This window comes from Neobacillus sp., assembly GCF_031988165.1.
In the GTDB taxonomy this organism is placed as follows: domain Bacteria; phylum Bacillota; class Bacilli; order Bacillales; family Cytobacillaceae; genus Neobacillus; species Neobacillus rhizosphaerae.
The window spans coordinates 8,875-35,641 of record NZ_DALZYO010000011.1 but is presented as its reverse complement, the minus strand read 5'-3'; the positions used below and the strand labels follow the sequence as shown (position 1 = coordinate 35,641).

Below are 26,767 nucleotides of genomic sequence, written 5' to 3'. Positions count from 1 at the left end.
TGGCTGTGAAAGGCGCTCCACAGATGGTTAGTTGAACTTTATGTAAAAATTTGAAAAATAAGTCGATTTCTTTATGACAAGCCTTTTATTATTTGATAAAATAATTATATCTTGAATTAATAATAATTTATCGGAGAGGGGGAGGGTCAGATGGCTGTAAAACCGCAAGTCCAAAGAACTATTTTTCTGATTTTCTTTTTGATGGTTCCAGCAGGTTTATGGTTTACCTATCACTATAGTCCTCCACACTTCTCCGGCAATTGGATGAATATTTTTGCCTTTTTGCTGTTAACATTGGTTGTTGCGTCGATGCCAATTGTCATCAATGAGATGTTTATCTTTTTAATTCAATGGGTTGCATTAGCGACCTTTTTAAAATTTGGCTTATTTGTCGAAATTGTCTTTGCCCAGGCTGCGGTTATTAGTTTACTGATAAAACTAAGGGTCCTGAAAAATGGTCAATTATTTCGTCTGCCGCTAAATTTGATTATGTTTTTCATTGTTTCTTTCGTCAGCGGAATGGTCTATTACTTACTTGGCGGTCAGACTGGACCAAACTTAGCCCACGATAGGCATGCACTCTTGCTGGCTGTCCTATATGCTGTTTTAAGTTATGTGTTAAATCAAGTCATTATTTCTTTTAATTTATATTTTATTTATAAAAGTAAAGTGTCATATTTTGGTAAAGACTTCTTTGTCGAAACAATTACCACATTAATCACATTGCCAATTGGCCTAATTTTATACATTCTATATAATCAGGTAGGATTATTGGCCCTCTTGTTTGTAGGAATCCCGTTTGTTAGTTTATCAATCGTGTTTAATCTTTACTATTCTAGTCAAAAAATAAATGAATATTTGCAAAAGGCCGCAGAAATTGGTCATCAATTGGCCGAACGCCTCAATGTTAATGACGTGATTGACTTGTTTATTCAGAAGCTTAGTGAAATGCTGTCCGTTGATTATGCGTATATCTTTGAGGTTACAGGTGAAGAACTTAAATTAATTCGCCGGATTGAAAGCGGTACCGTAATGGCCAATGACATGAATCTGTCGAAAAATGAAGGAATCATAGGCATGGTTTGGGCGAAACGGAAGGCTTACCTATTCTCGGCTAAGATGGAATGGCGAGGAATTACAGACCGTTATATTCCTAGCGATGCCGAAAGTATTCTTTGTGTCCCTATTGTAAGCAGTAAAAAAGTAATTGGGGTATTATTATTAGCCTCAAAGAAGAAGCGGGCCTATGAAAAATTCCAGCATATGATTATCGATATCCTTTGCTCTTATTTTGCCGTTGCGATTGAAAATGCCAAGCATTATGAACGAACAAAAAGGCAAAGTGAACGCTGCGCGTTAACGAAATTATACAATTATCGCTATTTTGAGAATCTGCTTTCCGAGGAATTTGAAAAATTGACTAGTTTTCAACGCCAGATGCTTTCTTTGATCATCCTTGATATCGACCACTTTAAAGAAGTAAATGACACTTATGGTCATCAAAGCGGAAATGAAATCCTTTGTGAGCTTGCAACCAGAATTAGTAAACTGGTTGGAAATCACGGAACGGTTGCTCGGTATGGTGGCGAGGAATTCGTGGTTCTATTACCAGATGCAACAAAACAGGAAGCTTATCAAATGGCCGAGCACATAAGACAGGCGATCGCGAACTGGCCATTTATTCTTAGTCAGTCTATAGATCAAAAGCAGCAGCAGGTTAAAATTACTGCTTCAATTGGAGTAGCAACAGCACCTGAGGACGCAGAAGATTCACTGGCCTTGATTCGTCATGCAGACCGGGCACTTTATGTTGGAGCGAAACGGGCTGGACGGAATCGGGTGGCAGAGTATTCGTCTTGTTAAAAAAGGTGTGCTCGTAGTTGGATGAAACAACTCCGAGCACACCTCTTTTTAAAAGATAAGAGTATAAAATTTTCGACTTTGAGAATTGTCCAGCTCCAGCGCCCAGCGGCTAGTGTACTTCGCCCTTTTCCCTACGATAAGTCAACATCGGATCGCTATCGCTCTCCGTGTTTCCTTTATCTCAGTCAAAGGGCTCCAGTCCATACGCCGCGCAAAGGAAGCTTGCGCTTTTCTTATGTGATTTAATTAATAATCAACATTGCTAATAACAGTATTAATATTATCTCCCCAGTTAATTTGGAAATCGGGTGGGACATAGGTTCCACACTCTGACTTAAAGGTGGCATCAGTGACTCTATAAGGAGATGTTGTACTACCGTTTACTTTCCCATATACGATTAATTTACCTGGGGGATTACTACTGGAAACACTTATGCTCCCAGCCGTTAAATCTCCACGCACACACATTTTAGATGAGGAAGAAATATCCAATAAATTCACTTTTGCATTTTCTCCGACATAGATAAAAGAATCATTAGAAATATTCAAATGTTGAGCTACGGACAATGTTTTCCGAACTAAAACTTTTGAAGTTGTATCAACTTTTAAATTTTGTCCAAAGGTCGCATTATCATTCGTTTCTATCGTCAAATTTGTTTGGTTATTCATATTTTTACCAATGGTAATAGGACCATCAGCATGAATTTTGACAACAGTCGTATTGTTTTCATTTCCTTGTCCATTTAGTGTTAAGGAACCTGTTGTGTAAATTGTTTGGTTATTGCTTAATAAGTTATTTCCCTCAAAATCTCCCGGTCCGTCAATATAAACTGGCTTACAACTTAACGTCTTACAAGGCACTTGTGGTTTTAATATATTATTGTAAGTGGGTAGTACGTAGTTGTTTTCTGGTCCACTTGTTGGCAGATTCATTATTGAATCTAAGTCAATATACATTTTCGTTAAAAGTGTAGTATCTTTTCCATCTTCGGTGCCAATGATATGAAAACTGATATTTACTTTATTTGAATTCACATCAGGATCAGCAACTGCAACAAAGTCCCTTAGTACAAATGAAGCATTTGGATGACCGTCTATTTGAATTCGTGCAGGGGTGCTGCCAACTGGTATTTCTTTTTGAAGCTCTCCCGCCATTAAACGTGCTGCTTCTTTTTTAAAGTTAGTTTGGGGTGAGTTGTTTTTCATTATCACACTTACTTTATCGTTGACCAATTGTTGTTTAGATTCAAAGAGTCGTTGTATCTCAACCTGATAATAGGAAATCCCCATTTCCGCTGATGAGACGGCTCGAGCTTTCTTCTCTACTACTTGATTTTGTTTAGTGCTGGAAAGAGCTTGTCCCATGAAGGCTAGGGATATAATCATAAAAACAGTTACAATGAGCAACACAGTTACAAGTGCATATCCTTGTTCATTCTTTACCCATTTCATTGATAATCAACACCCTTCACTCGATAGAGGAACGTATTTATTATTATTTTATTATTGGGATCGTTCTTGTCACTGGTCGTTAACTTTAACCGAACATCATTTCCTACTTTGTTAGGAAAAACTGGATTGGAAATAGCATTTTTTATTTCAAACTTAAAACACATATTAGGATGGTTGAATATTTCTGTTCTTGTTGAATTATCCTTATTTGTAATCGTAACGGTAATCTCGCAATTTGAGTTCGTATTTATAATGTTATACGCTTTCGCTGATTGGTGAATCTTTAATAAATTGGTTATTAATAGGTTCGTTTGTTGTTGCATCTGGTTTTTGGAAATGGCTTTTTGAGAAAATTTATAGCCTTGGAAAAAAACACTCCAAATAATTACACTTACAATTGAAAGAATTGTCAATGTGGCTAATACCTCGACTAAAGTTAAACCACGCTCATCTTGATTCACTATCATCCTCTCCTATCTTGTAACATATCCATATGTTTCAGCTATAATATTTCCTCTCTTATTTATCAGCTGAACGACAATTTGATGAACGTGTGACACCTTTGAACTTTTAATAGGGGATTTTTTTATTTTTATCCGTACATCATAATGATCCTTTGTTGTTCCAAAATAGTAATAGTCAGGATATTTATCATAAGCAAAATGGGTATAGTTGACTTTTTCGTTTACAAACTCAGGGGTAAAACCCGTTATATGATCTGGTTTTTCAATAAATGTTTTAACCTCATTAGATTCTTGCCAGTTAACAAGGATTTCTTTAGCCATATTAATCGCTTGTGCCTTATCTTCATTTTGCTTATTCACAAAACCCATTTGCGGAAACATACTCATTATGGATAATAAAATCATTGATAAAATAACGATTGATAAAAGAACCTCGATTAAGGTTAAACCCTTTTCATTTTTCAATAATTCCATGAAATCAATTCCCTTCAGGAGAGAAAATATTCTTTTTCTAGTTTAATAGTTTCAGTTTAATCGATAAAATAGACAATAATTAGCAAAAGTCAGTAAAAATTACCTATAAAAGTTTTTCAACTTCTTTAAAACTAGTTAAAAGTATTATACAATATTTAGTAGGGGAAATTTGTATAATATTAGAAAAAAACGCCAAAATATTGAATTATTTGAAAGAAAATGTAGTTTAATAGTAAAAAAAGACTAAAAAAGGGTAGTGAATGAATGCAAACGATTATATGGGCCATAAGTTCTATGGTTGTACTAATGATAATAATATCCCTTTTACCATTGGGATACACCTTAAAGGGAAAGTTTTTGGTCGTTTTAGTTAGTTTTATTTTGTCACTTGGTGGACTGGTAGCGGTTTCAACCTTTCCATTATGGCAGACTGCATTAGTACTTATTTCACTGATCTTTTTTGTAGCATATTTTATGAATAATCGTTTAGGAAGTTTATTAGTTAATGAAAATCCTGTTTTTGAGGAATGGTTAGATGAAGAAATGGTTAGCCCTAAAACTGTTAACGGAATAGAAAGTCTAATAGAGAATAATTTGGTTGAAATTGACGAAGAATTTGCGGTAGCTGATACCACTTCTATTAATTTAGAAAATGATACAGTGACTGAGTTGAGTCAATCTTCCATAATGTCTGATATGGAAGATTTGCTACTGGTTGAATTTGAAGAAAAAAATGATGCTGGTGAAGAAGGAATTCTCGAAGGAATCCGCGATTTTTCACACAAAGTTATTGAAGAGACTTTACCAGACAAAATCGATGGTGACGATGAAAATCCTTTGGATGACTCTTTATTTGATTTTCTCCGTGCGGCTAAAGAAGTAGCTGTAGACTCGGATGATACGATTAAAGAAATGGAAGCAGAGAAGAAGATAAGCTTGCACATGGAATGAACATATGCTTAAGAATGGGTTGGATGGGAGGTAGGAAATGTGAGTAAAAATCAGCAGCTGTTAAAGTTGTTTGTTGTACTGTTATTCAGTACGGCATTTATATTTAGCTTCTCCCATTTTGGTGCTAAAGCATTAGAAAAGATAACAAATGAAGATGGGAAATTTTCTAAAGGAACGACAATTGGGTCATTAGATGTCTCAGGAAAAACAGAGGAGGAAGCAATAAATCTATTAGAGGAAAAATACGATGACTGGCTTAAAGGTACTTCTATGGAACTAAAATATGGTGAAAAATTGGCTCCATTTGATTTAAACCAATTCCATTTGGATGCTAAACAAACGGTCAATTCATTAAAAGATGGACAAAAAAACATAACTTTCATTACGATTGATAAATTACAGGTAGAAGAACAAGTAAAGATTCATTTCCCACAGATAAACAGTAGTGATCTTGATCTAGTGAAGCTAATGAATCATTTAAATGAAACGGCTGCGCTTTTCGAAACCAGTGAGCATACATTTAACCTTTATAATGATTACCTGCTTGCAGACCATATTAAAAAGGATGCCAATTTAAATGTTGCAGTCATTGTACTCAAAGAAGTTCCCGAGGATTTGCAAACCGTCATAGAGAAAAACCCTGTCATTGAAATCCCTGAAGGAGCGACTTTTTCATTGTTGGAGTTTGCTAAGAAACATAGGATGGAGGAATCATCTTCATTAAATGTATTAGCAACTGGAATTTATCAAGCAATCTTATCTTCAAATTTTTCGATTGTGGAGAGAAATATCAGTACCTCTCTTCCAAATTATGCGAATGTAGGTTATGAAGCGAAAGTTAATCAAAGTAATAATTCAGATTTAGTAATCGGCAATCCAAATAAGGTTAACTATATTCTGGAATTAAAATTAGAGAACAGCCATTTGAAGGTTACCTTAAAGGGTGAAAAGTTTTTATATGATTATAAAATAAGCATAAAAGATGAGCAAAAGTTAATTCCTAAGACAATCGTTCAATATAGCCCAATGCTCTTGCCGGGTAAAACCAAGTTACTGACCAAAGGGGGAGAAGGGCAAATTGCCAAGGTATACAGGGAAATATATCAAGAGGGCCAATTCGTTAAGAGTGAATTGATTTCCGAGGATTATTATCCACCAGTATATCAGGTTGAAGCTCATGCACTTACAGGCAGTAATCAAGGAGTGACCCAGAATTCAGGTACTACCGGGCCTGTAAACAGTAACCAAACTACTGATATTTCCAACACAAACAATAATCAAACGCAGCCAACTCCGGAAACAGATCAACGAGGTGCAAAAGACAGTGACATATGGGGAAAACCAAATGAACAACCAAAATAAAAGCAGGGATAAACTATGAGGAAGTCACGAAAAAAACTTGGTACTATGTTAATGGAAGAAGGATTAATTACACCTCAGCAGCTTCAATCTACACTAGATGAAAAAGGATCAAGTCAAAAGCTTGGTGAGGCCTTGCTTCAAAGGGGATACATAACAGACCAACAGCTAGCAGAAGTTCTTGAATACCAACTTGGTATACCACATATTAGTCTTTTCCATTATCCATTTGACACGAATCTTTTTTCGCTTATCTCAAAGGAGACAGCAAGAAGGAACTTAATCATTCCTCTAAAAAGAGAGGGGAATAAACTCTTTGTTGCAATGGTTAATCCTATGGATTTCATCGTAATTGACGATCTACGCTTATCCACTGGATTCCAGATTGAACCAATGATTGCTACAAAAGACGATATACTTAGGACGATTAATAAATTCTACAATGTTGATGAAGGTTTAGAGGAGCTTTTCGATGAGCTGCCGTTAAATGAGCGGGGGCGGGAAGAGGATGTCACCGATCAGAATTCTCCCATTGTTCGCCTTGTTAATCTGATTATGTCGAATGCCGTTATCCAAAAGGCGAGTGATATCCATATTGATCCCCAGGAGACTAAGATGGTCGTTCGCTATCGAGTAGATGGTGTCTTGCGGGTTGAACGGGTTTTACCACGACATATGCAAAGCGTATTAACCGCTAGAATAAAAATCATCGCTAATCTAGATATTACCGAACACCGGGTACCACAAGATGGACGGATTAAATTAAATCTTGATTATCACCCGGTTGATCTCCGTGTTTCTACACTGCCAACTGTATACGGTGAGAAAATTGTCATGCGACTTCTAGATATGGGAGCTGCCTTAAATGATTTAAACAAAATTGGCTTCAATACACTCAATTTCAAGCGGTTTAGCGAATTAATTGAACAGCCGACAGGTATTGTCCTTATCACAGGACCTACAGGTTCGGGTAAATCCTCGACCCTTTACGCAGCACTTAATAAACTAAACAGTGAACAGGTTAATATCATCACAATCGAAGATCCCGTCGAATATCAGTTGGAAGGAATAAACCAAATTCAAGTAAACTCAAATGTCGGCATGACCTTTGCAGCCGGTCTTCGTTCCATCCTCCGCCAAGATCCAAACATTATCATGGTTGGAGAAATTCGTGATAAAGAAACAGCTGAGATTGCGATTCGAGCCTCTTTGACAGGGCATTTAGTGTTGAGTACCCTACACACTAATGATTCATTAGGTACTGTTACAAGACTAATTGATATGGGGGTTGAGCCTTTTTTGCTTGCTTCTTCACTAAGTGGGATTGTTGCGCAGAGATTAGTTCGTAAAGTATGTCGTGATTGTCTTGAGGTACAAGAACCGTCCAAACGGGAAATGGAGATTTTTGCAAGACGTGGTATGAAGATTGATAAAATATCACGAGGTAAAGGCTGCTCCTCTTGTAATATGACGGGCTATAAAGGAAGGATTGCCCTTCATGAAGTGCTGGTTATTAATGATGATATGCGAAGAGTAATTATGAATGATGATTCTTTTCAAAAGCTAAAAGATCATGCCATTAATAATAAAACGATCTTTTTGATTGATGATGGTTTATTAAAAGTAAAACAAGGATTAACAACAACAGAAGAAGTTTTACGTGTAGCGATTCTGGAGTAGGAGTGCGTGCGAAATATGAAAGAAAAAATAGACAATATTCTGCGGGCGGCGCTTGAATTTAAGGCATCAGATATCCATTTAACAGTAGGGGTGCCTCCGGTATTCCGAATAAACGGTGAAATTAAACGGTATGGAAAAGATATGTTGCTGCCAGCAGATACCGAAGAAATAGCGAAACAGATTGTTCCCGAAAATTTGTGGGATTCATTTAAGGATAAAGGGGATCTCGATTTCTCTTTTGGACTTCCTGGTGTATCACGCTTTCGTGTTAATGCCTACCATCAACGGAAAAGTGTCTCTTTGGCCCTTAGGGTAGTAGCCTCAAAAACCCCTACATTAGAAGATTTAGATTTACCAGAAATCATCGCCAAACTTGTTGAAAAACCCCAGGGACTCATACTTGTCACCGGACCGACAGGCAGCGGGAAATCAACGACACTTGCTTCGATGATTGATTATATGAACAGAACGATGCGCAAGCATATTATTACCCTTGAAGACCCTATAGAATATCTCCATAAACACGGAAATTCAATTATCGACCAACGTGAGGTCGGTTTTGATACAAAATCGTATGCGAATGGCTTAAAGGGTGCACTTCGCCAAGACCCAGACGTCATTCTTGTCGGTGAGATGCGTGACTTAGAAACGATTGGTATTGCCATCACAGCTGCGGAAACAGGTCATCTTGTGTTAGGAACGCTTCATACATCAAGTGCCCCGGCAACCATCAACCGGATTATCGACGTATTTCCAGCAACACAGCAGCCCCAAATTCGTGTACAGCTAGCTTCTGTTTTGGTTGGAGTTATCTCACAGCGTTTGTTTCCGACGGCTGATAAAAAAGGCAGGAAAGCAGCGACGGAAGTTTTGGTTAATAATCCTGCGATTGCCAATCTAATTAGAAATGAAAAAATTCACCAAATCCCAAGTACCATGCAAACATCCCGAGCCCAGGGGATGCACACGTTAGAAATGAGTATTAGAGATTTACTTGATCGGGGTGTTATTCAAAAAGAATCGGCAGCGCAATATTTACAAGAGAAGATAATGCAGAATGGCTAGATTTAAATATTCTGGACGTGATCGTCGCGGAAAACGAGAGGGCACCGTTAATGCTGATTCCAGACGTGAAGCAATGGTCAAGCTAAAGGACGAAGGTATCAGGGTCATTGAAATGAATGAAGTTCCTGAAACACTTTTAACGATGGATCTCTCGCTAGGGAATCCTGTTAAGCTGCAGCATTTTGTTATTTACTTAAGACAATTTGCCACCCTCCTAAAAGCAGGTGTAACAGTTGTCGAGGCAACAGCAATTCTTGCTATTCAAACTGATAGTAAAGGATTAAAGAAGGCGTTACTGGATACTGAACAGGAGCTTCGTGAAGGGAACCCATTTTCAGAGGCTGTCTCAAAGCATAAGAAAATTTTTTCCCCGATGTTTATCAACATGGTAAAAGCAGGAGAAGTCAGCGGGAACATGGATGAAACACTGGAAAGCCTGGCAAATGATTTTGAAAAACAACACTACACAAAACAAAAGATTGTTTCTGCACTAACATATCCACTTGTCATTGGAATTCTAGCTGTATGCGCTGTTATCTTTTTACTTGTATCAGTTGTACCAACGTTCGTTAAGATGTTTGCAGATATGGGTGCAGAACTGCCGGCAATAACAAAATTTGTCTTGGCATCAAGTGAATTTATGCAATCGTTTTGGTGGTTAATAGTTCTTGTTATTATCTTAATTGTTTTATTGTTTATGTATATTAAAAAAAATAAACAAACAAAATACTATTTGGATTATGCACTTTTAAAAATGCCGATATTTGGTAAAGTGATGCAAAAAGTGGCACTAGCTCGGATGACGAGAACACTTAGCACGTTATTTTCAAGTTCTGTTCCGATTCTTCAGGCAATGTCGATTGTTGAAAAAGTCGTCGAAAACGAAGTGATATCAAAGGTAATTCGCGAATCTCGTGATTCTCTTGAAAAAGGAAGGTCTATGACGGAGCCAATGGCAAATCACTGGGCCTTCCCACCACTTGTTACACAGATGATTTCGATTGGTGAGGGGACAGGAGCGTTAGATGAGATGTTATCGAAAATTGCGGAATTCTACGAGAAAGAAGTAGAACAAGTAACAGATAGGCTTAAATCCTTAATTGAACCGATTATGATAGTCCTATTGGCAGGGGTGGTAGGTGTCATAGTCCTGTCAATTATGATGCCAATGTTCTCAATGTTCGACAAAATGAGCTAAAATTGTATAAATATAAAAATTGAGACAAAATTTGCTAAAATTCTCTTTCTATTAGATGACAATTATTGTATACTCATAGAGAAATAGTACTAGGTTTAAAGAACCAGGAGGAGATGTTGAAATGGTAGAAAGTTTACGTTTAAAGCTTAAAGAACAAAAAGGTTTTACGTTGATTGAATTGCTTGCAGTTATTGTTATCTTAGGGATCATTGCGGCGATTGCGATTCCTGCGATTGGGAATGTAATTGGTAAAACAGACAATAAAGCAAAGGTACAGGATGCTTTACTAATCATTGATGCAGCAAAGCTCTACGTTGCTGATAATCAAGTTACTAGCAGTGCTGCACCTGGGACAGAAACAGTTTTAACTTTAAAGGGTACTAATAGTTTAGATTCTTATCTTGATCGTGTTAAAGACGAGGGATTTGAAGTTACTGTTACTGCCGTACTCAAAGATGATAATACAGTAAAATACTCTTATAAAATAGGCAAACATGATGCTGTAACAGTACTTGGTCAAGATAAGGCAACTAAAACTGTTTCGGAAAAAGATTTATCAGCATATAAAAAATAAAAATGGTATATCTTTTAATATTCATATATGGGTTACTTCTTGGTTCTTTCTTTAACGTAGTCGGCCTTCGAGTCCCATTAAAAAAATCAATCGTCGCCCCACGGTCAGCATGTCCGACATGCGGGCATCAGTTGACACCATTTGAACTCATCCCTGTGTTTTCATACATAATTCAAGGGGGAAAATGCCGCGGCTGTCAGTCGCGGATTTCTCCTATTTATCCAATTATGGAATTGCTTACTGGAATACTTTTTGCAACTGCACCTTTAGTTATTGGATGGTCAGGAGAATTAGTAGTTGCCTTATCACTAATATCGATGCTTATCATTATCGTTGTTTCCGATATTAACTATATGATCATCCCTGATAAAATTCTAATCTGGTTTGCAGGGATTTTTTTATTGGAACGAATTCTTTGGCCATTAACCCCCTGGTGGGACAGTCTTTCAGGGGCAGTAACAGGTTTCATCCTCCTCCTTATTATCGCGCTTGTGAGCAAAGGCGGAATGGGTTTTGGAGATGTAAAACTGTATGCATTGCTTGGCTTTGTTTTAGGGTTTAAACTTGTTTTATTATCCTTCTTTTTTTCGACATTTTTCGGTGCTGTTATTGGTGGACTTGCCCTTATTTTTAAAATTGTAAAAAGGCGTCAGCCCATCCCATTTGGCCCATTTATTGCTGCGGGTACATTGACCGCCTATTATTGGGGAACGGAAGTCATCGACTATTATCTACGTTTTCTTAATCATGGATTATAACTAAGGGGTTTTTTTTATATGGCTTTTTCCCTATTTACACCTAAAAACCGCATCATCAACCTGGTATTAAATGATCATTCCATTCGTTTTGTGGAATTGAAGCAATCGGATCCTCCCTCTGCTCAAAAGTGGAGAGAACGTTTTCTCCCTCCAGGTATTATTAAAGATGGAAAGATTGTGGATATAGTATCCTTAACGAGTAATTTGGAGGAGTGTATCGATGAATGGAAGATTCAGCGACGCTCCATCCGTTTCCTTGTCCCAGATCCACTAGTAATCATTAGAAAAGTTTCGATTCCAGCTGAAATCCAGGATGATGAAATAAAAGGGTATTTATATTTAGAGCTTGGTTCAAGTATCCATTTACCTTTTGAAGAACCGGTGTTTGACTTTTATCCACTTTCGGATAATGGGAAAACAAAGGACCTTCTTCTATTTGCCGCGCCAGAACAACAAGTAATGGAGTATGCTGATTTATTTTCGAGTTTAAAGCTAAACCCAGTTGCAGCGGATATTTCACCGCTTGCCTTATACCGTTTATACCACCAACTTGGGCATACTGGTCAAAATGAAATCCTTTTTACAGTCCAGTTTGATTTGACAAATGTCAATTTGTGTATCTTTGAAGGGAGTGCACCAGTTGTAATGCGCCCACTTGCTTTACCATTTGATAGCGACAAGTGGGAGATCAAACGGGACAGCTTAGGCTGTATGGACTGTAAATATACTGGCGATGCTGATGAGTTAGTCGTACAATTTGAAGATGTTTTTAGAGAAATTAATAAACTTTTAGATTTTTACCGATATACGTTAAACAATGAAAAACATGATGCGACAAAATTCCTCTTAAGTGGCGATCATCCAATGCTTCAAGCTATTGTTGATGAAATGAAAGAAAGATTTGAAGTGCCAGTTGTGCAACTTTCATTTGGTGCTGAATCGAACGGAAAAACAGGAAGCGTACCGGCTAATCTATTACTTTCTTTAGGTCTTGCTTTAAAAGAGGTGCACTGATGCTAGTCGATATTAACCTGCTTCCTCAGAAAGAACCGAAAAAATATGGTTTTATTATTACTATATCTAGTTTACTTGCATTATTTGTACTAATTGGTAGTTTTTATTATTGGCAAACCCATTCCACAAAAGGCGAGTTGACATCATTAGATAGACAAATTGCGATGACGAAGAAAATTGCTGAAAAAGAAGAGCAAAATAGCAAAGCAGTTGAATCTTCTAGCTCTACCAGCAAGTTAAAGAGTGCGATTGAATGGGCAGATGATTATTCAATCCAAACAATTCCCGTAATGCGTCATTTAACATCTTTATTGCCGGCACGTGGGTTTATTCAATCTTTTGGCTATGCAGAGTCAGGTATTGTTTCCCTCACCGTTCAATTTGATAGTACCAGAGAGGCTGCTTACTTTTTAGATAGCCTTAACCAATCAAAATGGATTAAGGAAGCGACTCTAAGTTCGTTATCAGCCATACAATCTGAAACGGAAACTAATGCTGCTGATAATACAGCAGCTTCAAATAGCCAAACAAATACTGCAAGTACTACAAATCAAACGACAACAGACTCACCCGCAACGGTTAATAGTCAAAGCAACCAGGCAACTGGTACAACATCAAACCTGAATGGTACGAATAACAACACTAGTACCACAGCAAATGCTAATACGGTAAACAATAACCAGGCAGCAGCTTCGACAAGTACTGTGAGTAAACCAACAAATAACTATCTCCCTCGTTACACAGGGCAATTTGAAATTAAGTTTAAAAAAGAAGCTATTAAGAATAGCCTAAAAAAGAGTAAGAAGGATGGGAAAGGAGTGACTGGTTCATGAAGCTTCGTTTCTCAAAAAGAGACAAACTTATTATTGGAGTCGGTGCTCTTTTGTTAGTATTACTCATCGTCTATGCTCAATTCTTTTCCCTCACACCATTGAAATCAGACTTGTGGCTGAGGCAACAATCCTTAAAAGCAGAACAAAAACTGTTAGCTATTGTCAGTCGGAAAAAAGTAACTTCTACAAATAGCATTTCCGAAGACACAAAAGAATTACAGAAAAAAGTTCCGGTACGGCCACTTCAAGACCAGTTCATACTAGATTTAGAAAAAGCAGAAACTGTTTCTAATAGTAAATTAATATCGATAAGCTTTGCAATGGATTCCGAAGGTAGTACCCCTGAAAATCAAGCTAATACGGAAAATAAAAATGGTCAACAAAACAGTACCACTACGATTCAAAATGATGAAAAACAAGCTACTTCGGATAAAAAGACTGCACCTGGTGCCCCAGCTGGAATGAAAAAGCTTACAGCCCAATTAAGTGTCGAGTCTTCAAGCTATGAGAATTTTGAAAAGTTTATTGAAACGCTTGAATCTTTAAAGCGAATTGTTGTTGTTGAGGCAATTAATTATACCGGAGGGAAAGAAATTACCAGTCTTGATCAAAAGAACGAACCTTTAAGCTATACACTTACTATTTCTGCCTTTTATATGCCAGAGTTAGCTGATCTGCAAACGGAGCTGCCAAAAATTGATGCACCTGCACCAGCTGGTAAAGCAAATCCGTTATCACAGTTTCCGTCCACGACAAAAACAGAGCCTTAATTTTCAACATCTCGAACAAACAAATAATTTGGCGAAAGTCTACGATAACAAGACGACAAAAGTCTTGTTATTTTTTTTTGCCACTATGATAGGATGAAACCAATTACGCTTCGATTGAGAGAGGAGTACGATTAGTGGACAAGCCTAATAAAGGCCATACAATTAAGATTAAATTAAATGGAGAAAACAAAATATCTCAGGAAGAACCGCCAAAGAAGGAGTTAGAAGCTAGAATTAAACCAGTTTCCAAAGTAATAAAAATGAATAGGAATGTACCGGAAGCGGATGGATTCTTGGAGACAGCCGTTGCCCAGGAATCTATCGATGAAAGTTTTGAGTGGATTATTCCGGAATCCTCCGAAAATGACATAGAAGAATTCAAAGTTGTTAGCCATGAAAAGATGAAAAAAAATGAACCAAAAAAAATGACATCTCTTTCAACTAATTTTATAAAAAAGAATCATCAACCAGTTGGTTCCATTTTAATTTCGGCAACATTCGCTATCCTTATTGGTCTAACGATTGGTGTTATTATGCTGAAGTTGGTGATAACAGAGTCAGGTGAAAAGGCAGCAACTGAACCAAAGGTGGTTGAAGAAAAAGGCAAAGAGACTACTGCTGCAGCCAGTAAGACAGCCACAGCAACGATCAAACAATTTACTACCTTTGTGATCCAAGGCGGCTACTATACAACAAAAGATGGTGCTAAGGAAGTTTCTAATCAGCTAGCTGCTAAAGGGATTCCTTCCCAATTAATTGAAATGAATGGCAAGTATTATATCTTTCTTGGTGTAGCAGATTCGATTGAAATGGCAAAATCACTAGCTAGCCAAAATAAAGAAAGTGGGGTTGAGGGTGCATTTGCCAAGCCCCTATTACTAGAGGAAAAGAAAATTTCTGATATCACCAAACAAGAAAAGAGCTTTCTTGAAGCGGTACAAGACATTTATCAGACACTTTCTGTTGCTACCACGGATGCTCTTCTCACCAAGGGAATCTCTGAAGAATCCAGCAAAGCGTTAGTTTCCTTTGAGGAACAATTGAAGAAAAGTACAATTAAAACTGAGAAAGTTAAGGCGCTGCAGACAGAATTAACTAGTGTGGATGAAAAAGTAAAGGTTTTCCAAAAATTGAAAGACACAAAGAGTCTTTCTGAAGCCCAACAACATTTATTAAACTTCCTGTCCTTTTATTATTCGTTGTAAACAATATCGACACCCTTCGATATTTTCCGGGAAATGAATCGCAGCATTTAGCCTGTTCAAATAGGGCAGGCTTTTTTCCTGTGGAAAAGGGGCGGAGCGCCGCAAAAATGAATCACTTTAACCAGTTAAAGTGAAATACCCATTTCACTAGACGAAAGATGTGAAGTCTAGCTCTGCTCTCACCGCCTTTATTAGGTGACTACGGCTTGTTTTCTAATTTATTATCCATGATAGGGTTTGGAGTTGAGGCTCATGATAGTTTTATTTACAAAATAAGATAAATTCCGCATAGATTTACAAATTTCATCAAACTTTAATTATATAAAAATTGTTTGCTTCTACAATTTCTGATAGGATTAACTTGTATCTCCCAATACGAAAGTAAAAGGTAAGGTGATTGAATGCAGAACCTCATATTAGCCTCTTCTTCTCCACGGCGCAAAGAACTTCTAGAAAATCTCCACTTAACATTCGCGATTTCAAGCAGTGATGTTGATGAAAGCTTTGATCCAACCCTCTCCCCAGAGGAAGTAGTGATGGAGTTAGCCGACCGTAAAGCACAGGCAGTTTTTAAAGAAAACAGTCAAGCATTTGTGATTGGCTCAGACACGATTGTGGTTGCGAATAACCGAATCTTAGGAAAGCCAGCTGATGAGGCAGAAGCCATAAGTATGTTAACAACTCTTTCAGGTAAGCAACATGATGTGTTTACTGGTGTTTCGATTGTGTCTCCAACTAATTCAACTAAGTTTTATGAAAAAACTGAAGTTTGGTTTTGGGAGTTAACGGACGAGGAGATACGTGCATATGTGAAAAGTGGTGAACCGCTTGATAAAGCAGGTGCATATGGGATTCAACAGCTTGGAAGCATGCTTGTCAAAAAAATAAATGGAGACTATTTTGCGGTTGTCGGTCTGCCTGTTGCAAGGACTGTACGGGAATTGAAACGGCTAGGCTACCAGTTGCCGTATTAACATTTTTAAAAGTTCATTATCTCCCGGTAAACAGGGAGGAAAAAAAGTGTCCACAAATACATTGATGATCCGTGATTTTCCACAAGACGAAAGGCCCCGGGAGCGGTTTATTCAACATGGACCGCAAAGCTTATCGAATCATGAATTGATTGCCATTCTGCTTCGAACCGGAACAAAAGAAGAATCGGTCCTGCAATTATCGAATCGTCTGCTGACCCATTTTGAAGGATTAAGGCAGTTAAAATCCGCATCATTGGAAGAAATAACTGAAATAAAAGGAATTGGTTCGGCAAAGGCAATACAAATTCTCGCTGCCGTCGAAATTGGCAGGAGGATTGCTAATCTTAACTTTAATGATCGCTATGTCATCCGTTCCCCTGAAGACGGAGCTAAGTATCTCATGAACGATATGCGCTTTTTGTCACAAGAGCATTTTGTCTGCCTTTATTTAAACACAAAGAACCAGATCATTCATAAACAAACTGTTTTCATCGGCAGCCTAAATGCCTCGATTGTCCACCCAAGGGAGGTGTTCCGCGAAGCATTAAAGCGCTCTGCTGCCTCCGTGATCGCGGCACATAATCATCCCAGTGGCGATCCCGCACCGAGTCGCGAAGACATCGAGGTCACCAAACGGCTGGTCGAATGTGGGAAAATAATTGGTATTGACTTGCTGGACCACCTTATTATCGGTGAAAATAAGTTTGTCAGTTTGAAGGAAAAAGGGTATTTATAACACTATGATTTTATTTGACGGTACGATATAATATTGGTTATGATTTTTAGGATCATTTAGGTTTTTAGCTATATAAATAAAATAAAAATAGACATGATATAAAAGGTGATTACCTGCCTAATGGAGTTTTTGCATTTCGTATCAGAATGAAAGGGAGATACAACACTATGTTTGGAATTAGAGCAAGAGATCTTGGAATTGACTTAGGGACAGCTAATACCCTTGTCTATGTAAAAGGAAAAGGAATTGTTTTACGAGAGCCATCTGTTGTGGCGATGCAGACAGATACGAAAAGTATCGTCGCGGTTGGAAATGACGCGAAAAATATGATAGGACGGACACCGGGAAATGTCGTGGCAATGCGGCCGATGAAGGATGGCGTTATCGCTGACTTTGAAATAACAGCTTCGATGATGAAGCACCATATTCGTCAGGCACAGAAAAGTAATAACCCTTTCTCCGGGAAGCCATATGTTATGGTTTGTGTACCTTCAGGCATAACTGCGGTAGAGGAAAGAGCGGTTATTGATGCCACCAGACAAGCAGGGGCAAAGGATGCCTATACGATTGAAGAGCCATTTGCTGCAGCCATTGGTGCTAACCTTCCTGTATGGGAGCCAACCGGCAGTATGGTCGTTGATGTTGGCGGCGGTACGACCGAAGTGGCCATCATCTCCTTAGGAGGAATTGTAACAAGCCAATCGATTCGCGTTGCCGGCGATGAAATGGACGATTCGGTCATATCTTATATACGTAAAAATTATAATTTGATGATCGGGGAGCGAACAGCAGAAACCATCAAAATGGAAATCGGGTCTGCAGGTACTCCAGATGGCATCGACAATATGGAGATTCGCGGCCGTGATTTATTAACAGGTCTGCCAAAAACGATTGAAATAACGGCAAAAGAGATTGCTGTGGCCTTAAATGACACGGTTTATGCGATTGTTGAAGCCGTTAAGAATACATTGGAAAAAACACCGCCCGAACTTGCAGCCGATATTATGGACCGCGGGATTGTGTTAACTGGCGGGGGGGCATTACTCAGGAATTTGGACATGGTTATTAGCGAAGAAACAAAAATGCCAGTCCTGATTGCCGAAAACCCGCTCGATTGCGTGGCAATTGGAACCGGAAAAGCGTTAGACCATATTCACTTATTTAAAAACAAATCAAAAGATTCACGTTAAATCAGAAAAGCGGAAGCGCGAAGTACACTAGTCGCTGGTCGCTGGAGCTGGACAGTTACCCAAGTTCAAAGACTTAAACTTTTTTATTTATTAGAAAAATAGAGGTGTATAATCATGCCACAGTTCTTTTTGAATAAACGTCTGATTATTTTGCTTGTCAGCATTATTGTTCTCGTGGCATTGATTGGGTTTTCTTTAAGGGAGAGAAGTAAACTATCCTGGCCGGAGCAATTTGTCAAAGATACAACCGGCTGGGTTCAATCCCTGGTTTCAAAGCCGACCAATTATGTGGCAGGCTTTTTTGAAAATCTCCAGGACTTACAAAATACATATGAAGAGAATAAGGAATTAAAATCGCGGCTTGAAAATCTTGTCAGCCTTGAATCACAAGTTCAAGAGTTGAAAAAAGACAATAAAGATCTGCGAGATATTCTCGGCGAAGAAAAGACCCTGAGAGATTACGAACCACTACCAGCAACTGTGATTGGTAGAAATCCTGATCGTTGGCATGAAATGATTATTATCGACAAAGGTAAATTAAACGGCATCAAAAAAAATATGGCTGTTGTTACAGCAAATGGCCTAATTGGAAAAGTAAAGAGTGTGACACAATTCAGTTCAACCGTGCAGCTTTTGAGTTCAACGGACCCGAAAAACCGGATTTCCGCTATCGTCCAGGGCAAGGACGATGTATACGGCCTTGTTGAAGGTTACGATAATGAGAAAAAATTACTGATGATAAAGGCTATTCCTTCAGGTTCGAATATAGAAAAAGGGCAAATGGTCATCACTTCCGGGTTAAGCGATGTCTTTCCTAAAGGGTTACCGATCGGAAAGGTTGTCGAAGTTAAACCGGATCAGTATGGATTGAATCTGACAGCACTAGTGAAACCTGGGGCGGATTTTTACGATATCAAGAGTGTAATTGTCACAAAAAAAATCATGCGACAGCCAGATGGAAAAGATTTAACAGGTGGGAAGGAGGAGGGATCGTGAAAAAATTCCTTCTTCCTCTTTTGTTTTTGTTTTTGTTTTTATTAGAAAGTCTTTTTGTTCAATACCTTCCTGCAGGTCTTTTTGGTCGTAATCGAATCGTGGCTCCACATTTTCTGTTTGCCGCGCTGCTTTTTCTAACCATTTTTGTTGGAAAGAAGCAAGGAATCATCTATGCAGCCATTTTTGGACTATTATTTGATATTGTCTATATCGAAGTAATCGGTATTTACTTGTTCTTATTTCCACTTATTACCTACCTTGTGTCCAAAATAATGCAGACCATGCAGGCAAATATATTTATTGCCTTCCTCGTGTCCCTTTTCGGGATTGCATTATTAGAAATCGGCGTTTATGAAATGTATCGATTAATTCATGTAACGACCCTCGATTTTATGAGCTTTATGAATTTGCGTTTTTATCCAACCCTTATCTTTAATGCTGCTTTTATCATCATTGTGGGCTATCCGCTTAAACGACAATTTGAAAAACATGCCGAGGCATTGAGAGATGAATGATCTATTCCATTCAATCTTTGCCTTCTGAACTACCCACTTGGAGCCTGATTTTCTTTTAAAAAAAGAGGAGAATGGACGCATCATGTCGAATTTTTAAAAAGACGTCTGTACTTTCGATTCGGAATAAGTATTAGGGCTTATAAATTACCTTTTTTAGAAGGGAAAATTGGCTTGTTCCGAAATTGTTTTTTAATTATGAGGTGAAATTTCTCCATGAAAAATCGGCAAAATGTTACAATAAAAGGTACGAAGGAAGGTCTTGTCCTTCATCTTGATGATAGCTGTTCTTATGAGGAACTAAAAAAAGAACTAGATCAAAAGCTTTCCGCCAATTCCAGAACACAGGAAGACCATCACTTAATCACTGTTAAAGTGGAGATTGGCAACAGGTATTTAACTGAAGGCCAGCGTGAAGAACTGAAGAGCTTAATTCGACAAAAGAAGAATTTAGTAGTTGACGATATTGAATCAAATGTCATCACATTGGAAGAAGCAGAACGGTTAAAGGCCGAAACCGAGGTGATGACCGTTTCTAGAATTATCCGTTCAGGACAAGTACTTGAAGTACCTGGTGATTTATTGCTAATTGGCGATGTCAATCCGGGTGGGAAAGTAATTGCGGGTGGTAATATTTTCATTATGGGTGTTTTAAAAGGGATTGCCCATGCAGGCTGCTTCGGAAATGAGCTGGCAGTCATTGCCGCTTCTGGTATGAAACCATCACAGCTTCGAATCAGCGATTGCCACAATCGGGCACCAGACACAATAAAAAGTAATGAAAAGCGCGAAATGGAATGTGCTTACATAGATGAGAACAGTCAAATCAATATCGATAGATTACAAGTTTTATTCAAATTAAGGCCTAATTTAAATAGATTCGAAGGGGGACATTAAAGTGGGAGAAGCAATAGTAGTAACATCCGGTAAGGGCGGCGTTGGTAAGACCACAACTTCTGCTAATATTGGTACGTCTCTGGCCCTTCAAGGAAAAAAAGTCTGCTTAGTGGACACGGACATCGGCCTTCGAAATTTAGATGTCGTAATGGGGCTTGAAAACAGAATCATTTATGATCTCGTTGATGTTGTGGAAAAAAGATGCAAAATACATCAAGCATTGGTCAAGGACAAACGGTTTGATGGGTTATTATATTTACTTCCGGCAGCGCAAACAGTTGATAAATCGGCCGTTAAGCCAGAGCAAATGAAGGAACTAATCACGGAGTTAAAGCAAGACTATGATTATATTATTATTGATTGTCCTGCTGGTATTGAACAGGGATTCCAAAATGCGGTTGCCGGGGCAGATAAAGCCATTGTTGTCACGACTCCTGAGGTTTCGGCAGTTCGCGACGCCGACCGAATTATTGGTTTGCTTGAAAAACAAAGGAATATGGAAGCGCCTAAATTAGTGGTCAACCGAATCCGAAATCATATGATGAAGAGCGGTGACATGCTCGATATTGACGAAATTACTCTCCATTTATCCATCGAGTTGATTGGCATTGTTGCCGATGATGAAGAGGTAATTAAAGCTTCTAACCACGGTGAACCGATTGCTTTAAATCCAAACAGCAAAGCATCCATCGCATACCGCAATATTGCCAGACGGATTCTCGGTGAATCCATCCCTCTACAGCCGCTTGAGGATGCAAACAAGGGTGTATTAACAAAAATTAAAAAGTTCTTTGGTGTTCGTTAATTCAGCAGCCTGCCCATTTAAACCGTGGACAGGCCCTTTTTTTGTCTGTTTTTTGAAAATAAAAGTCTAATTAAACAAAAAGTAAAAAAAAAGACAAACCCAAGCAACCCTCCAAAACACACCTGAAATTCATCGGATTTCCAAACTTTTTTTAACTAGAAGCCAAATGATAAGTCATACTCTCCCATTTTCCTTCATAGACTTGTACAAAAAGTGGGAAAAGGGTTGATGGTATGGCGCGGTCTACACCTGAGGAGATACGGCGACGAATAGCGAAGAGAAAGAAAGACCAGGGTACTCAGGCAAAAAGTCCAGAACACGAATTTACTTGGCATGGTGATGACGAAAAATACGGCTTTAATCCGATTACCGCTTCAGGAAGAACTAACGGTGAAGAGGGACATCCATTGTTTAAAAAAGAGGTATTCTTTTTTAAAATATTGGCATCGGGGCTCTTATTTCTGCTCGTAGCTATTTTGTTTCGCAATCATTCTGCCACTCTTGATTCGGCGCGGGGCTTCGTCAAGAATACGATGGATAAGAATTTTAAGTTTGCTGTCGTTACGGAATGGTATGAGAATAAGTTTGGTAAGCCGCTCGCTCTTCTGCCTTTTTCAGAAGATAACAAGACAGGCAAAAAAGAGCAAGGGCCGAAAGAATTTTCCGTACCGGCGATGGGAAAAATCCTTGAAAATTTCGAGAAAAATGGCCAAGGCATCATGATTGAAACCAATAAAGGGGCTGCTGTCCAGGCGATTAATGGCGGAAATGTCGTGTTTGCAGGGGTAAAAGAAGGCTTTGGGAAAACCGTCATGGTCCAGCATTCTGATGGAACGGAAACATGGTACGGGAATTTAGAGGAAATTAAAGTCAAATTATTTGATTATATCGAAAAAAGAACAGTAGTTGGTACGGTTTCAACATCAACTGGTGAGGATAAAACAAAGGGCAAGTATTATTTTGCGATCAAAAAAGACAATGATTTCATCGACCCAATCCAGGTGATCCGCTTTGAATAGAGCTATCCAGTTACTACAACTCATTTATATCCATCCATTGCTGTGGATCATCATAGCTCTATCGATTGCTACTGCACATTTCCTTGAAGTCTGCATGTTGATTGGAATCATTTTTATTCATGAAATGGGGCATGCTGTTGCGGCTTCTTTTTTTTCATGGAGAATTAAAAAAATCACCCTGCTGCCCTTTGGAGGGGTGGCCGAAATGGATGAGCACGGTAATCGCCCCTTAAAAGAGGAAACGATTGTCGTCCTTGCTGGACCGCTGCAGCATGTGTGGATGGTGGCTTTAGCCTATATTTTATTTACTCTTCACCTCATTCCGAAAGATTTATTTCTCTTATTTATTAGTTATAACGCGATGATTTTTGTATTCAATCTGTTTCCGGTTTGGCCGCTTGATGGAGGAAAGCTAGTTTTCTTACTGCTCTCATTAAAAAATTCCTTTCCTCGTGCGCACCACCAAACCTTACTCATTTCTTTTTTTAGTCTAGGTTTTTTTTCAGTGGTAATTTTACTGGCTGCTCCATTGCACCTTAATGTATGGTTCGTAATTGCCTTCTTATTCTTCTCGCTTTACCACGAATGGAAGCAGCGTCGCTTTATTTTTATGAGATTCTTATTGGAACGATATTATGGAAAAAAATCGAGCCTGCAGACATTAAAGCCAATCCAGGCTAATGAACAGGATTTACTCATCCACGTGTTAGAAAAATTTCAACGCGGCTGTAAGCATCCGATTATCGTTAAAGCAGACGGCAAGGAAAAAGGACAGTTGGATGAAAATGAAGTGCTGCATGCCTATTTTACCGAAAAGCGTTTAACCGATAAAATCAGCGACCTTCTTTTTTCGTATTAAAAGGTTATACTATTGGTAACTTAGAAAAAAGTGAGGACGCTTGGTTTGGAAACATTAATTGTCAATTACACGGCACGGGAGAAGCGATTTGCTTATTTAAGAGATAACCGTGTGGAACAGATCGTTTTTGACCGACCAGAACATCGATCGCTGGTCGGAAATATTTATTTTGGGACAGTTACAAAAGTTTTACCGGGGATGAATGCTGTTTTCATCGATATTGGCGAGGAGAAAAATGCCTATTTGCACCGCGATGTCCTACCATCTTATGTGCTTTCCTCCGAAAAACAAAAAAACATCACCTCATTTGTTCATCAAGGCGAAAAAATGCTCGTACAGGTGGACAAGGATGCAACCGGCACAAAGGGACCAAAGGTGACGGGTATTATTGAAATTCAGGGAAACAATCTCATTTATATGCCCAATGGACGTTATGTGGCTGTATCGAAGAAAATTGCCGATGAAGCGCAAAAGGCGATGCTCCGCCGCCTAGGCAATCGTCTCAAAATGGAAGAAGAGGGGATCATTTTTCGTACTTCTAGTATTTCTAATACTGAGGAAGAAATTCAGGAAGAGCTGCAATCATTAAGACAACATTACCAAGAACTAAAACAGAAAGCCGGTTTCTTAAAAAAGCCCGGATTAATTTTTCAAAAAGATACATTTTTAGAAATGATTCTCGATGGTGTTCTAAAAATGAAGTCTGGTGAAGTAATCGTCGATGATCTAGCTGTAAAAAAAATGCTAGAGCAGGCCAATTCCAAAGTTATGATCAGCTATTATAACGGAAAAGTGAATATTTTTTCAGCAAACCAGGTGGAGCATGAAATTGAAAAAGCCCTCAAGCGGATTGTCTGGCTCGACCAAGGGGCCTATCTTATTTTTGATGAAACAGAAGCATTGACAATCATCGATGTAAATACAGGGAAGTTTTCTGGAAAGGCCGATTATCAGGATACGGTATTAAAAACAAATCAGCTTGCCGCCAAGGAAATCGTCAAGCAGCTTCGTCTTCGAGATATTGGCGGTATTGTTTTGATTGATTTTATCGATATGGCACGCGTTCAGGACAAGCAAACGATTCTTGACACGGTCGAAACCGAATTAGCGAGAGATGGAAAAAGAACGAAAATCATAGGTTTTACACCATTGGGTATCTTGCAACTGACCAGAAAAAGGACAAAGGTCACACTGTCAGAGGCTCTCCAAGTGAAATGTCCTGTTTGTGAAGGTACTGGCCGTATTCTAAGTCCTGAAACGATGGCATTCCGGCTTGAACGAGAGTTGTTAGAGCACCGTCATGGTGAATTCGAGGCTATCCTTGTAGAGACAACTAAAGAGGTGAAAGAGGCACTTCTAGGTGAAAATGATGCCTATAGAGAAGTATTAGAAGACCTGCTGCATGTAAAAATTTATTTTTCCATCCACGCATCTGCTAAACCGTATTATGTCCTGAAACAATTTGGAGATGACCAGGATATCTCCCTAAAAGCTATTGACACTCTTGCTTAAATTATGTTAGTATTCTAATGTTATGTTTGTAGCACCCGTGCTACAACCGCACAGAACAGGTAGTAAGTCTTTTGCTTTTGGCATAAGCGCCTGTGTATGGCGAGTCTGAGTTTATAAGGAGGTGCAGTTCATGTACGCAATTATCGAAACTGGCGGTAAACAACTTAAAGTCGAAGAAGGCCAAGCTATCTACATTGAAAAATTAAATGTTGAAGCTGGTGAAACAGTTACTTTTGACAAGGTTCTTTTCGTTGGCGGTGAAAATGTAAAAGTAGGCAGCCCTGTTGTTGCAGGCGCTACAGTTACAGCTACTGTTGAAAAACAAGGCCGTCAAAAGAAAATCACTGTTTTTAAGTACAAAGCGAAGAAAAACTATCATAAGAAGCAAGGTCATCGTCAACCTTACACTAAAGTAGTCATCGAAAAAATCAACGCATAAGGTGTTGGAGAATAGATGATTGAAATTACGATTACTCGTACTGAGTCCGGAATGATTCAGTCTTTTGAAATGAGCGGTCATGCTTTATTCGCTGATCGGGGGAAGGATATCGTTTGTGCAGGCGTATCTGCCGTATCTGTTGGTGCGATCAACGCGGTGCACGAACTGACGGGTGTCACTCCCGACATTGAACACAGGATAGATGGATTTCTCCGCTGCGTTGTCCCGGAAGAACTTCCTGATGACGTTCATGAGAAAGTTCAGCTTATCCTTGAAGCCATGGTTATATCATTACGATCGATTGAAGAAGTGTACGGAAAGCACATAAAAATTACCTTCAAAAAGCAGGAGGTGGAATAAATGTTATTAAAATTAGATCTTCAGTTGTTTGCATCTAAAAAAGGAGTAGGTTCTACAAAGAACGGACGTGACTCTATCGCAAAGCGCCTTGGTGCTAAGCGTGCAGACGGTCAATTCGTTACTGGTGGTTCAATCCTTTACCGTCAACGCGGTACAAAGATTTACCCAGGTGAGAACGTTGGCCGTGGCGGAGACGATACTCTTTTTGCAAAAATCGACGGCGTTGTTAAATTCGAACGTTTAGGTCGTGACCGTAAAAAAGTGAGCGTTTATCCAGTAGCTCAAGAAGCTTAAGGATTACATCATTTGGAAACTCTAACCTGTTTGGTTAGAGTTTTCTTTTTTCTAACGAAAGTAAACCTTCCGTAATAATCTTCAGGGAAAACTACTTCGTAAAAGCTTCTTTTTGCCTCTAATGACAGTTCATTCGTATACAGTTCAACTAACAATCAGTGGAGATTTTCTTCCATCCCCAACTGATTGTTAGTTGAACTAAATTGGGCTTTTATCGGCAGTTTTTTCTCCACCTAGTATTTCTTCAATTTAAGCAATTTATGATGATGGGGGAATTACTGCCTGTTAATGCGGAAAAAATAAGCTTACTCATGTTTCTTTTTTTGATATACTAACAGCAAACAGTGTTCCGACACTTTAATGTGGGAGTGTACGTATGGGGAAAGAATGGGATATCGTGGAAGTGCTGCGCCACTCACGACATGACTGGTTAAACAGACTGCAGTTAATAAAGGGGAACCTGGATTTAAATCGAATCGACCGGGCAAAGGCAGTCATTGATGAAATTGTGAAC

Annotated in this window: 29 protein-coding genes and 1 other annotated feature; of the genes, 26 read left to right on the top strand and 3 right to left on the bottom strand. The window is 38.7% G+C overall.

The genetic code is table 11. From position 1 onward, the window contains the following. The first annotated feature begins 150 nt into the window (after window positions 1-150). Window positions 151-1,863, top strand: a complete 1,713-nt coding sequence (locus RTR43_RS08225; protein ID WP_312471005.1) for a sensor domain-containing diguanylate cyclase — start codon at window positions 151-153, stop codon at window positions 1,861-1,863. A gap of 246 nt (window positions 1,864-2,109) precedes the next feature. On the opposite strand, the gene RTR43_RS08220 is transcribed toward RTR43_RS08225, so the two are convergent. From RTR43_RS08220 to RTR43_RS08210, 3 genes are read right to left on the bottom strand one after another with little or no spacing between them, the layout of a single operon-like run. Further along, window positions 2,110-3,315 carry a hypothetical protein gene (locus RTR43_RS08220; RefSeq protein WP_312471003.1) on the bottom strand — a complete coding sequence of 402 codons (1,206 nt, stop codon included), beginning with the start codon at window positions 3,313-3,315 and terminating at the stop codon, window positions 2,110-2,112. Then, window positions 3,312-3,776, bottom strand: coding sequence for a pilus assembly FimT family protein (locus tag RTR43_RS08215; RefSeq protein ID WP_312471001.1), 465 nt, complete (start codon window positions 3,774-3,776; stop codon window positions 3,312-3,314). The genes RTR43_RS08220 and RTR43_RS08215 overlap by 4 nt, the downstream gene beginning before the upstream one ends. A gap of 12 nt (window positions 3,777-3,788) precedes the next feature. Continuing rightward, a complete protein-coding gene (locus RTR43_RS08210) occupies window positions 3,789-4,253 on the bottom strand; it encodes a type IV pilus modification PilV family protein (RefSeq protein WP_312470999.1) in 465 nt (154 codons plus the stop codon). 264 nt (window positions 4,254-4,517) lie between these two features. Between RTR43_RS08210 and RTR43_RS08205 the strand changes: the two genes are divergently transcribed. From RTR43_RS08205 to RTR43_RS08085, 25 genes are all read left to right on the top strand, one after another. Beyond that, a complete protein-coding gene (locus RTR43_RS08205; protein ID WP_312470997.1) occupies window positions 4,518-5,204 on the top strand; it encodes a hypothetical protein in 687 nt (228 codons plus the stop codon). 39 nt (window positions 5,205-5,243) lie between these two features. Further along, window positions 5,244-6,566 (top strand): G5 domain-containing protein, encoded by a 1,323-nt coding sequence (locus RTR43_RS08200; protein WP_312470995.1) that lies wholly within the window; start codon window positions 5,244-5,246, stop codon window positions 6,564-6,566. A gap of 15 nt (window positions 6,567-6,581) precedes the next feature. Next, window positions 6,582-8,243, top strand: coding sequence for a GspE/PulE family protein (locus RTR43_RS08195; RefSeq protein WP_312470994.1), 1,662 nt, complete (start codon window positions 6,582-6,584; stop codon window positions 8,241-8,243). A 15-nt stretch (window positions 8,244-8,258) separates the two neighbouring features. After that, window positions 8,259-9,308, top strand: a complete 1,050-nt coding sequence (locus RTR43_RS08190) for a type IV pilus twitching motility protein PilT (protein WP_312470992.1) — start codon at window positions 8,259-8,261, stop codon at window positions 9,306-9,308. Beyond that, window positions 9,301-10,506, top strand: coding sequence for a type II secretion system F family protein (locus RTR43_RS08185; protein WP_312470991.1), 1,206 nt, complete (start codon window positions 9,301-9,303; stop codon window positions 10,504-10,506). Before RTR43_RS08190 ends, RTR43_RS08185 begins: the two co-directional genes overlap by 8 nt. A gap of 121 nt (window positions 10,507-10,627) precedes the next feature. Then, entirely contained in the window at window positions 10,628-11,080 is a 453-nt protein-coding gene (locus tag RTR43_RS08180; protein ID WP_312470990.1) for a prepilin-type N-terminal cleavage/methylation domain-containing protein, read from the top strand. A gap of 2 nt (window positions 11,081-11,082) precedes the next feature. After that, on the top strand, window positions 11,083-11,838 hold the full coding sequence (locus RTR43_RS08175; protein ID WP_312470989.1) for a prepilin peptidase: 756 nt from the start codon (window positions 11,083-11,085) through the stop codon (window positions 11,836-11,838). Window positions 11,839-11,856: 18 nt separating this feature from the next. Further along, the gene (gene pilM, locus RTR43_RS08170) at window positions 11,857-12,852 is read left to right on the top strand and encodes a type IV pilus biogenesis protein PilM (protein WP_312470988.1); all 996 of its coding nucleotides are present in this window, start codon (window positions 11,857-11,859) and stop codon (window positions 12,850-12,852) included. Beyond that, a complete protein-coding gene (locus RTR43_RS08165) occupies window positions 12,852-13,685 on the top strand; it encodes a PilN domain-containing protein (RefSeq protein WP_312470987.1) in 834 nt (277 codons plus the stop codon). The genes pilM and RTR43_RS08165 overlap by 1 nt, the downstream gene beginning before the upstream one ends. After that, a complete protein-coding gene (locus RTR43_RS08160; protein ID WP_312470986.1) occupies window positions 13,682-14,455 on the top strand; it encodes a pilus assembly protein PilO in 774 nt (257 codons plus the stop codon). Before RTR43_RS08165 ends, RTR43_RS08160 begins: the two co-directional genes overlap by 4 nt. Before the next feature lie 134 nt (window positions 14,456-14,589). After that, window positions 14,590-15,660 (top strand): SPOR domain-containing protein, encoded by a 1,071-nt coding sequence (locus RTR43_RS08155; protein WP_312470984.1) that lies wholly within the window; start codon window positions 14,590-14,592, stop codon window positions 15,658-15,660. Window positions 15,661-16,061: 401 nt separating this feature from the next. Then, on the top strand, window positions 16,062-16,634 hold the full coding sequence (locus tag RTR43_RS08150; RefSeq protein WP_312470982.1) for a Maf family protein: 573 nt from the start codon (window positions 16,062-16,064) through the stop codon (window positions 16,632-16,634). A gap of 46 nt (window positions 16,635-16,680) precedes the next feature. Beyond that, window positions 16,681-17,370 carry a RadC family protein gene (radC, locus tag RTR43_RS08145; RefSeq protein WP_312470980.1) on the top strand — a complete coding sequence of 230 codons (690 nt, stop codon included), beginning with the start codon at window positions 16,681-16,683 and terminating at the stop codon, window positions 17,368-17,370. Window positions 17,371-17,537: 167 nt separating this feature from the next. Then, window positions 17,538-18,560: a rod shape-determining protein gene (locus RTR43_RS08140; RefSeq protein ID WP_312470978.1), complete on the top strand. Its 1,023-nt coding sequence runs from the start codon at window positions 17,538-17,540 to the stop codon at window positions 18,558-18,560. A gap of 114 nt (window positions 18,561-18,674) precedes the next feature. Next, on the top strand, window positions 18,675-19,556 hold the full coding sequence (mreC, locus tag RTR43_RS08135; protein WP_312470976.1) for a rod shape-determining protein MreC: 882 nt from the start codon (window positions 18,675-18,677) through the stop codon (window positions 19,554-19,556). Then, on the top strand, window positions 19,553-20,071 hold the full coding sequence (gene mreD, locus RTR43_RS08130) for a rod shape-determining protein MreD (RefSeq protein ID WP_312470974.1): 519 nt from the start codon (window positions 19,553-19,555) through the stop codon (window positions 20,069-20,071). The genes mreC and mreD overlap by 4 nt, the downstream gene beginning before the upstream one ends. Before the next feature lie 213 nt (window positions 20,072-20,284). Next, on the top strand, window positions 20,285-20,965 hold the full coding sequence (gene minC, locus RTR43_RS08125) for a septum site-determining protein MinC (RefSeq protein WP_312470972.1): 681 nt from the start codon (window positions 20,285-20,287) through the stop codon (window positions 20,963-20,965). Window position 20,966: 1 nt separating this feature from the next. Next, complete coding sequence (minD, locus tag RTR43_RS08120; RefSeq protein ID WP_312470970.1) at window positions 20,967-21,770, top strand: septum site-determining protein MinD; 804 nt, start codon at window positions 20,967-20,969, stop codon at window positions 21,768-21,770. Between the two features lie 233 nt (window positions 21,771-22,003). Beyond that, window positions 22,004-22,789 (top strand): peptidoglycan DD-metalloendopeptidase family protein, encoded by a 786-nt coding sequence (locus tag RTR43_RS08115; protein WP_312470969.1) that lies wholly within the window; start codon window positions 22,004-22,006, stop codon window positions 22,787-22,789. Beyond that, window positions 22,782-23,648: a M50 family metallopeptidase gene (locus tag RTR43_RS08110; protein ID WP_312470968.1), complete on the top strand. Its 867-nt coding sequence runs from the start codon at window positions 22,782-22,784 to the stop codon at window positions 23,646-23,648. Before RTR43_RS08115 ends, RTR43_RS08110 begins: the two co-directional genes overlap by 8 nt. 45 nt (window positions 23,649-23,693) lie before the next feature. Then, window positions 23,694-25,160: an Rne/Rng family ribonuclease gene (locus RTR43_RS08105; RefSeq protein WP_312470967.1), complete on the top strand. Its 1,467-nt coding sequence runs from the start codon at window positions 23,694-23,696 to the stop codon at window positions 25,158-25,160. A gap of 34 nt (window positions 25,161-25,194) precedes the next feature. Continuing rightward, window positions 25,195-25,277 (top strand) — a sequence feature (ribosomal protein L21 leader region). A gap of 13 nt (window positions 25,278-25,290) precedes the next feature. Then, a complete protein-coding gene (gene rplU / locus RTR43_RS08100; protein WP_248736511.1) occupies window positions 25,291-25,599 on the top strand; it encodes a 50S ribosomal protein L21 in 309 nt (102 codons plus the stop codon). Between the two features lie 15 nt (window positions 25,600-25,614). Then, on the top strand, window positions 25,615-25,959 hold the full coding sequence (locus RTR43_RS08095) for a ribosomal-processing cysteine protease Prp (protein WP_312470966.1): 345 nt from the start codon (window positions 25,615-25,617) through the stop codon (window positions 25,957-25,959). Next, window positions 25,960-26,253: a 50S ribosomal protein L27 gene (gene rpmA / locus RTR43_RS08090; protein WP_026572313.1), complete on the top strand. Its 294-nt coding sequence runs from the start codon at window positions 25,960-25,962 to the stop codon at window positions 26,251-26,253. A 376-nt stretch (window positions 26,254-26,629) separates the two neighbouring features. Continuing rightward, window positions 26,630-26,767 (top strand): Spo0B domain-containing protein (locus RTR43_RS08085; protein WP_312471145.1); only part of this gene is annotated, 138 nt, incomplete at its 3' end.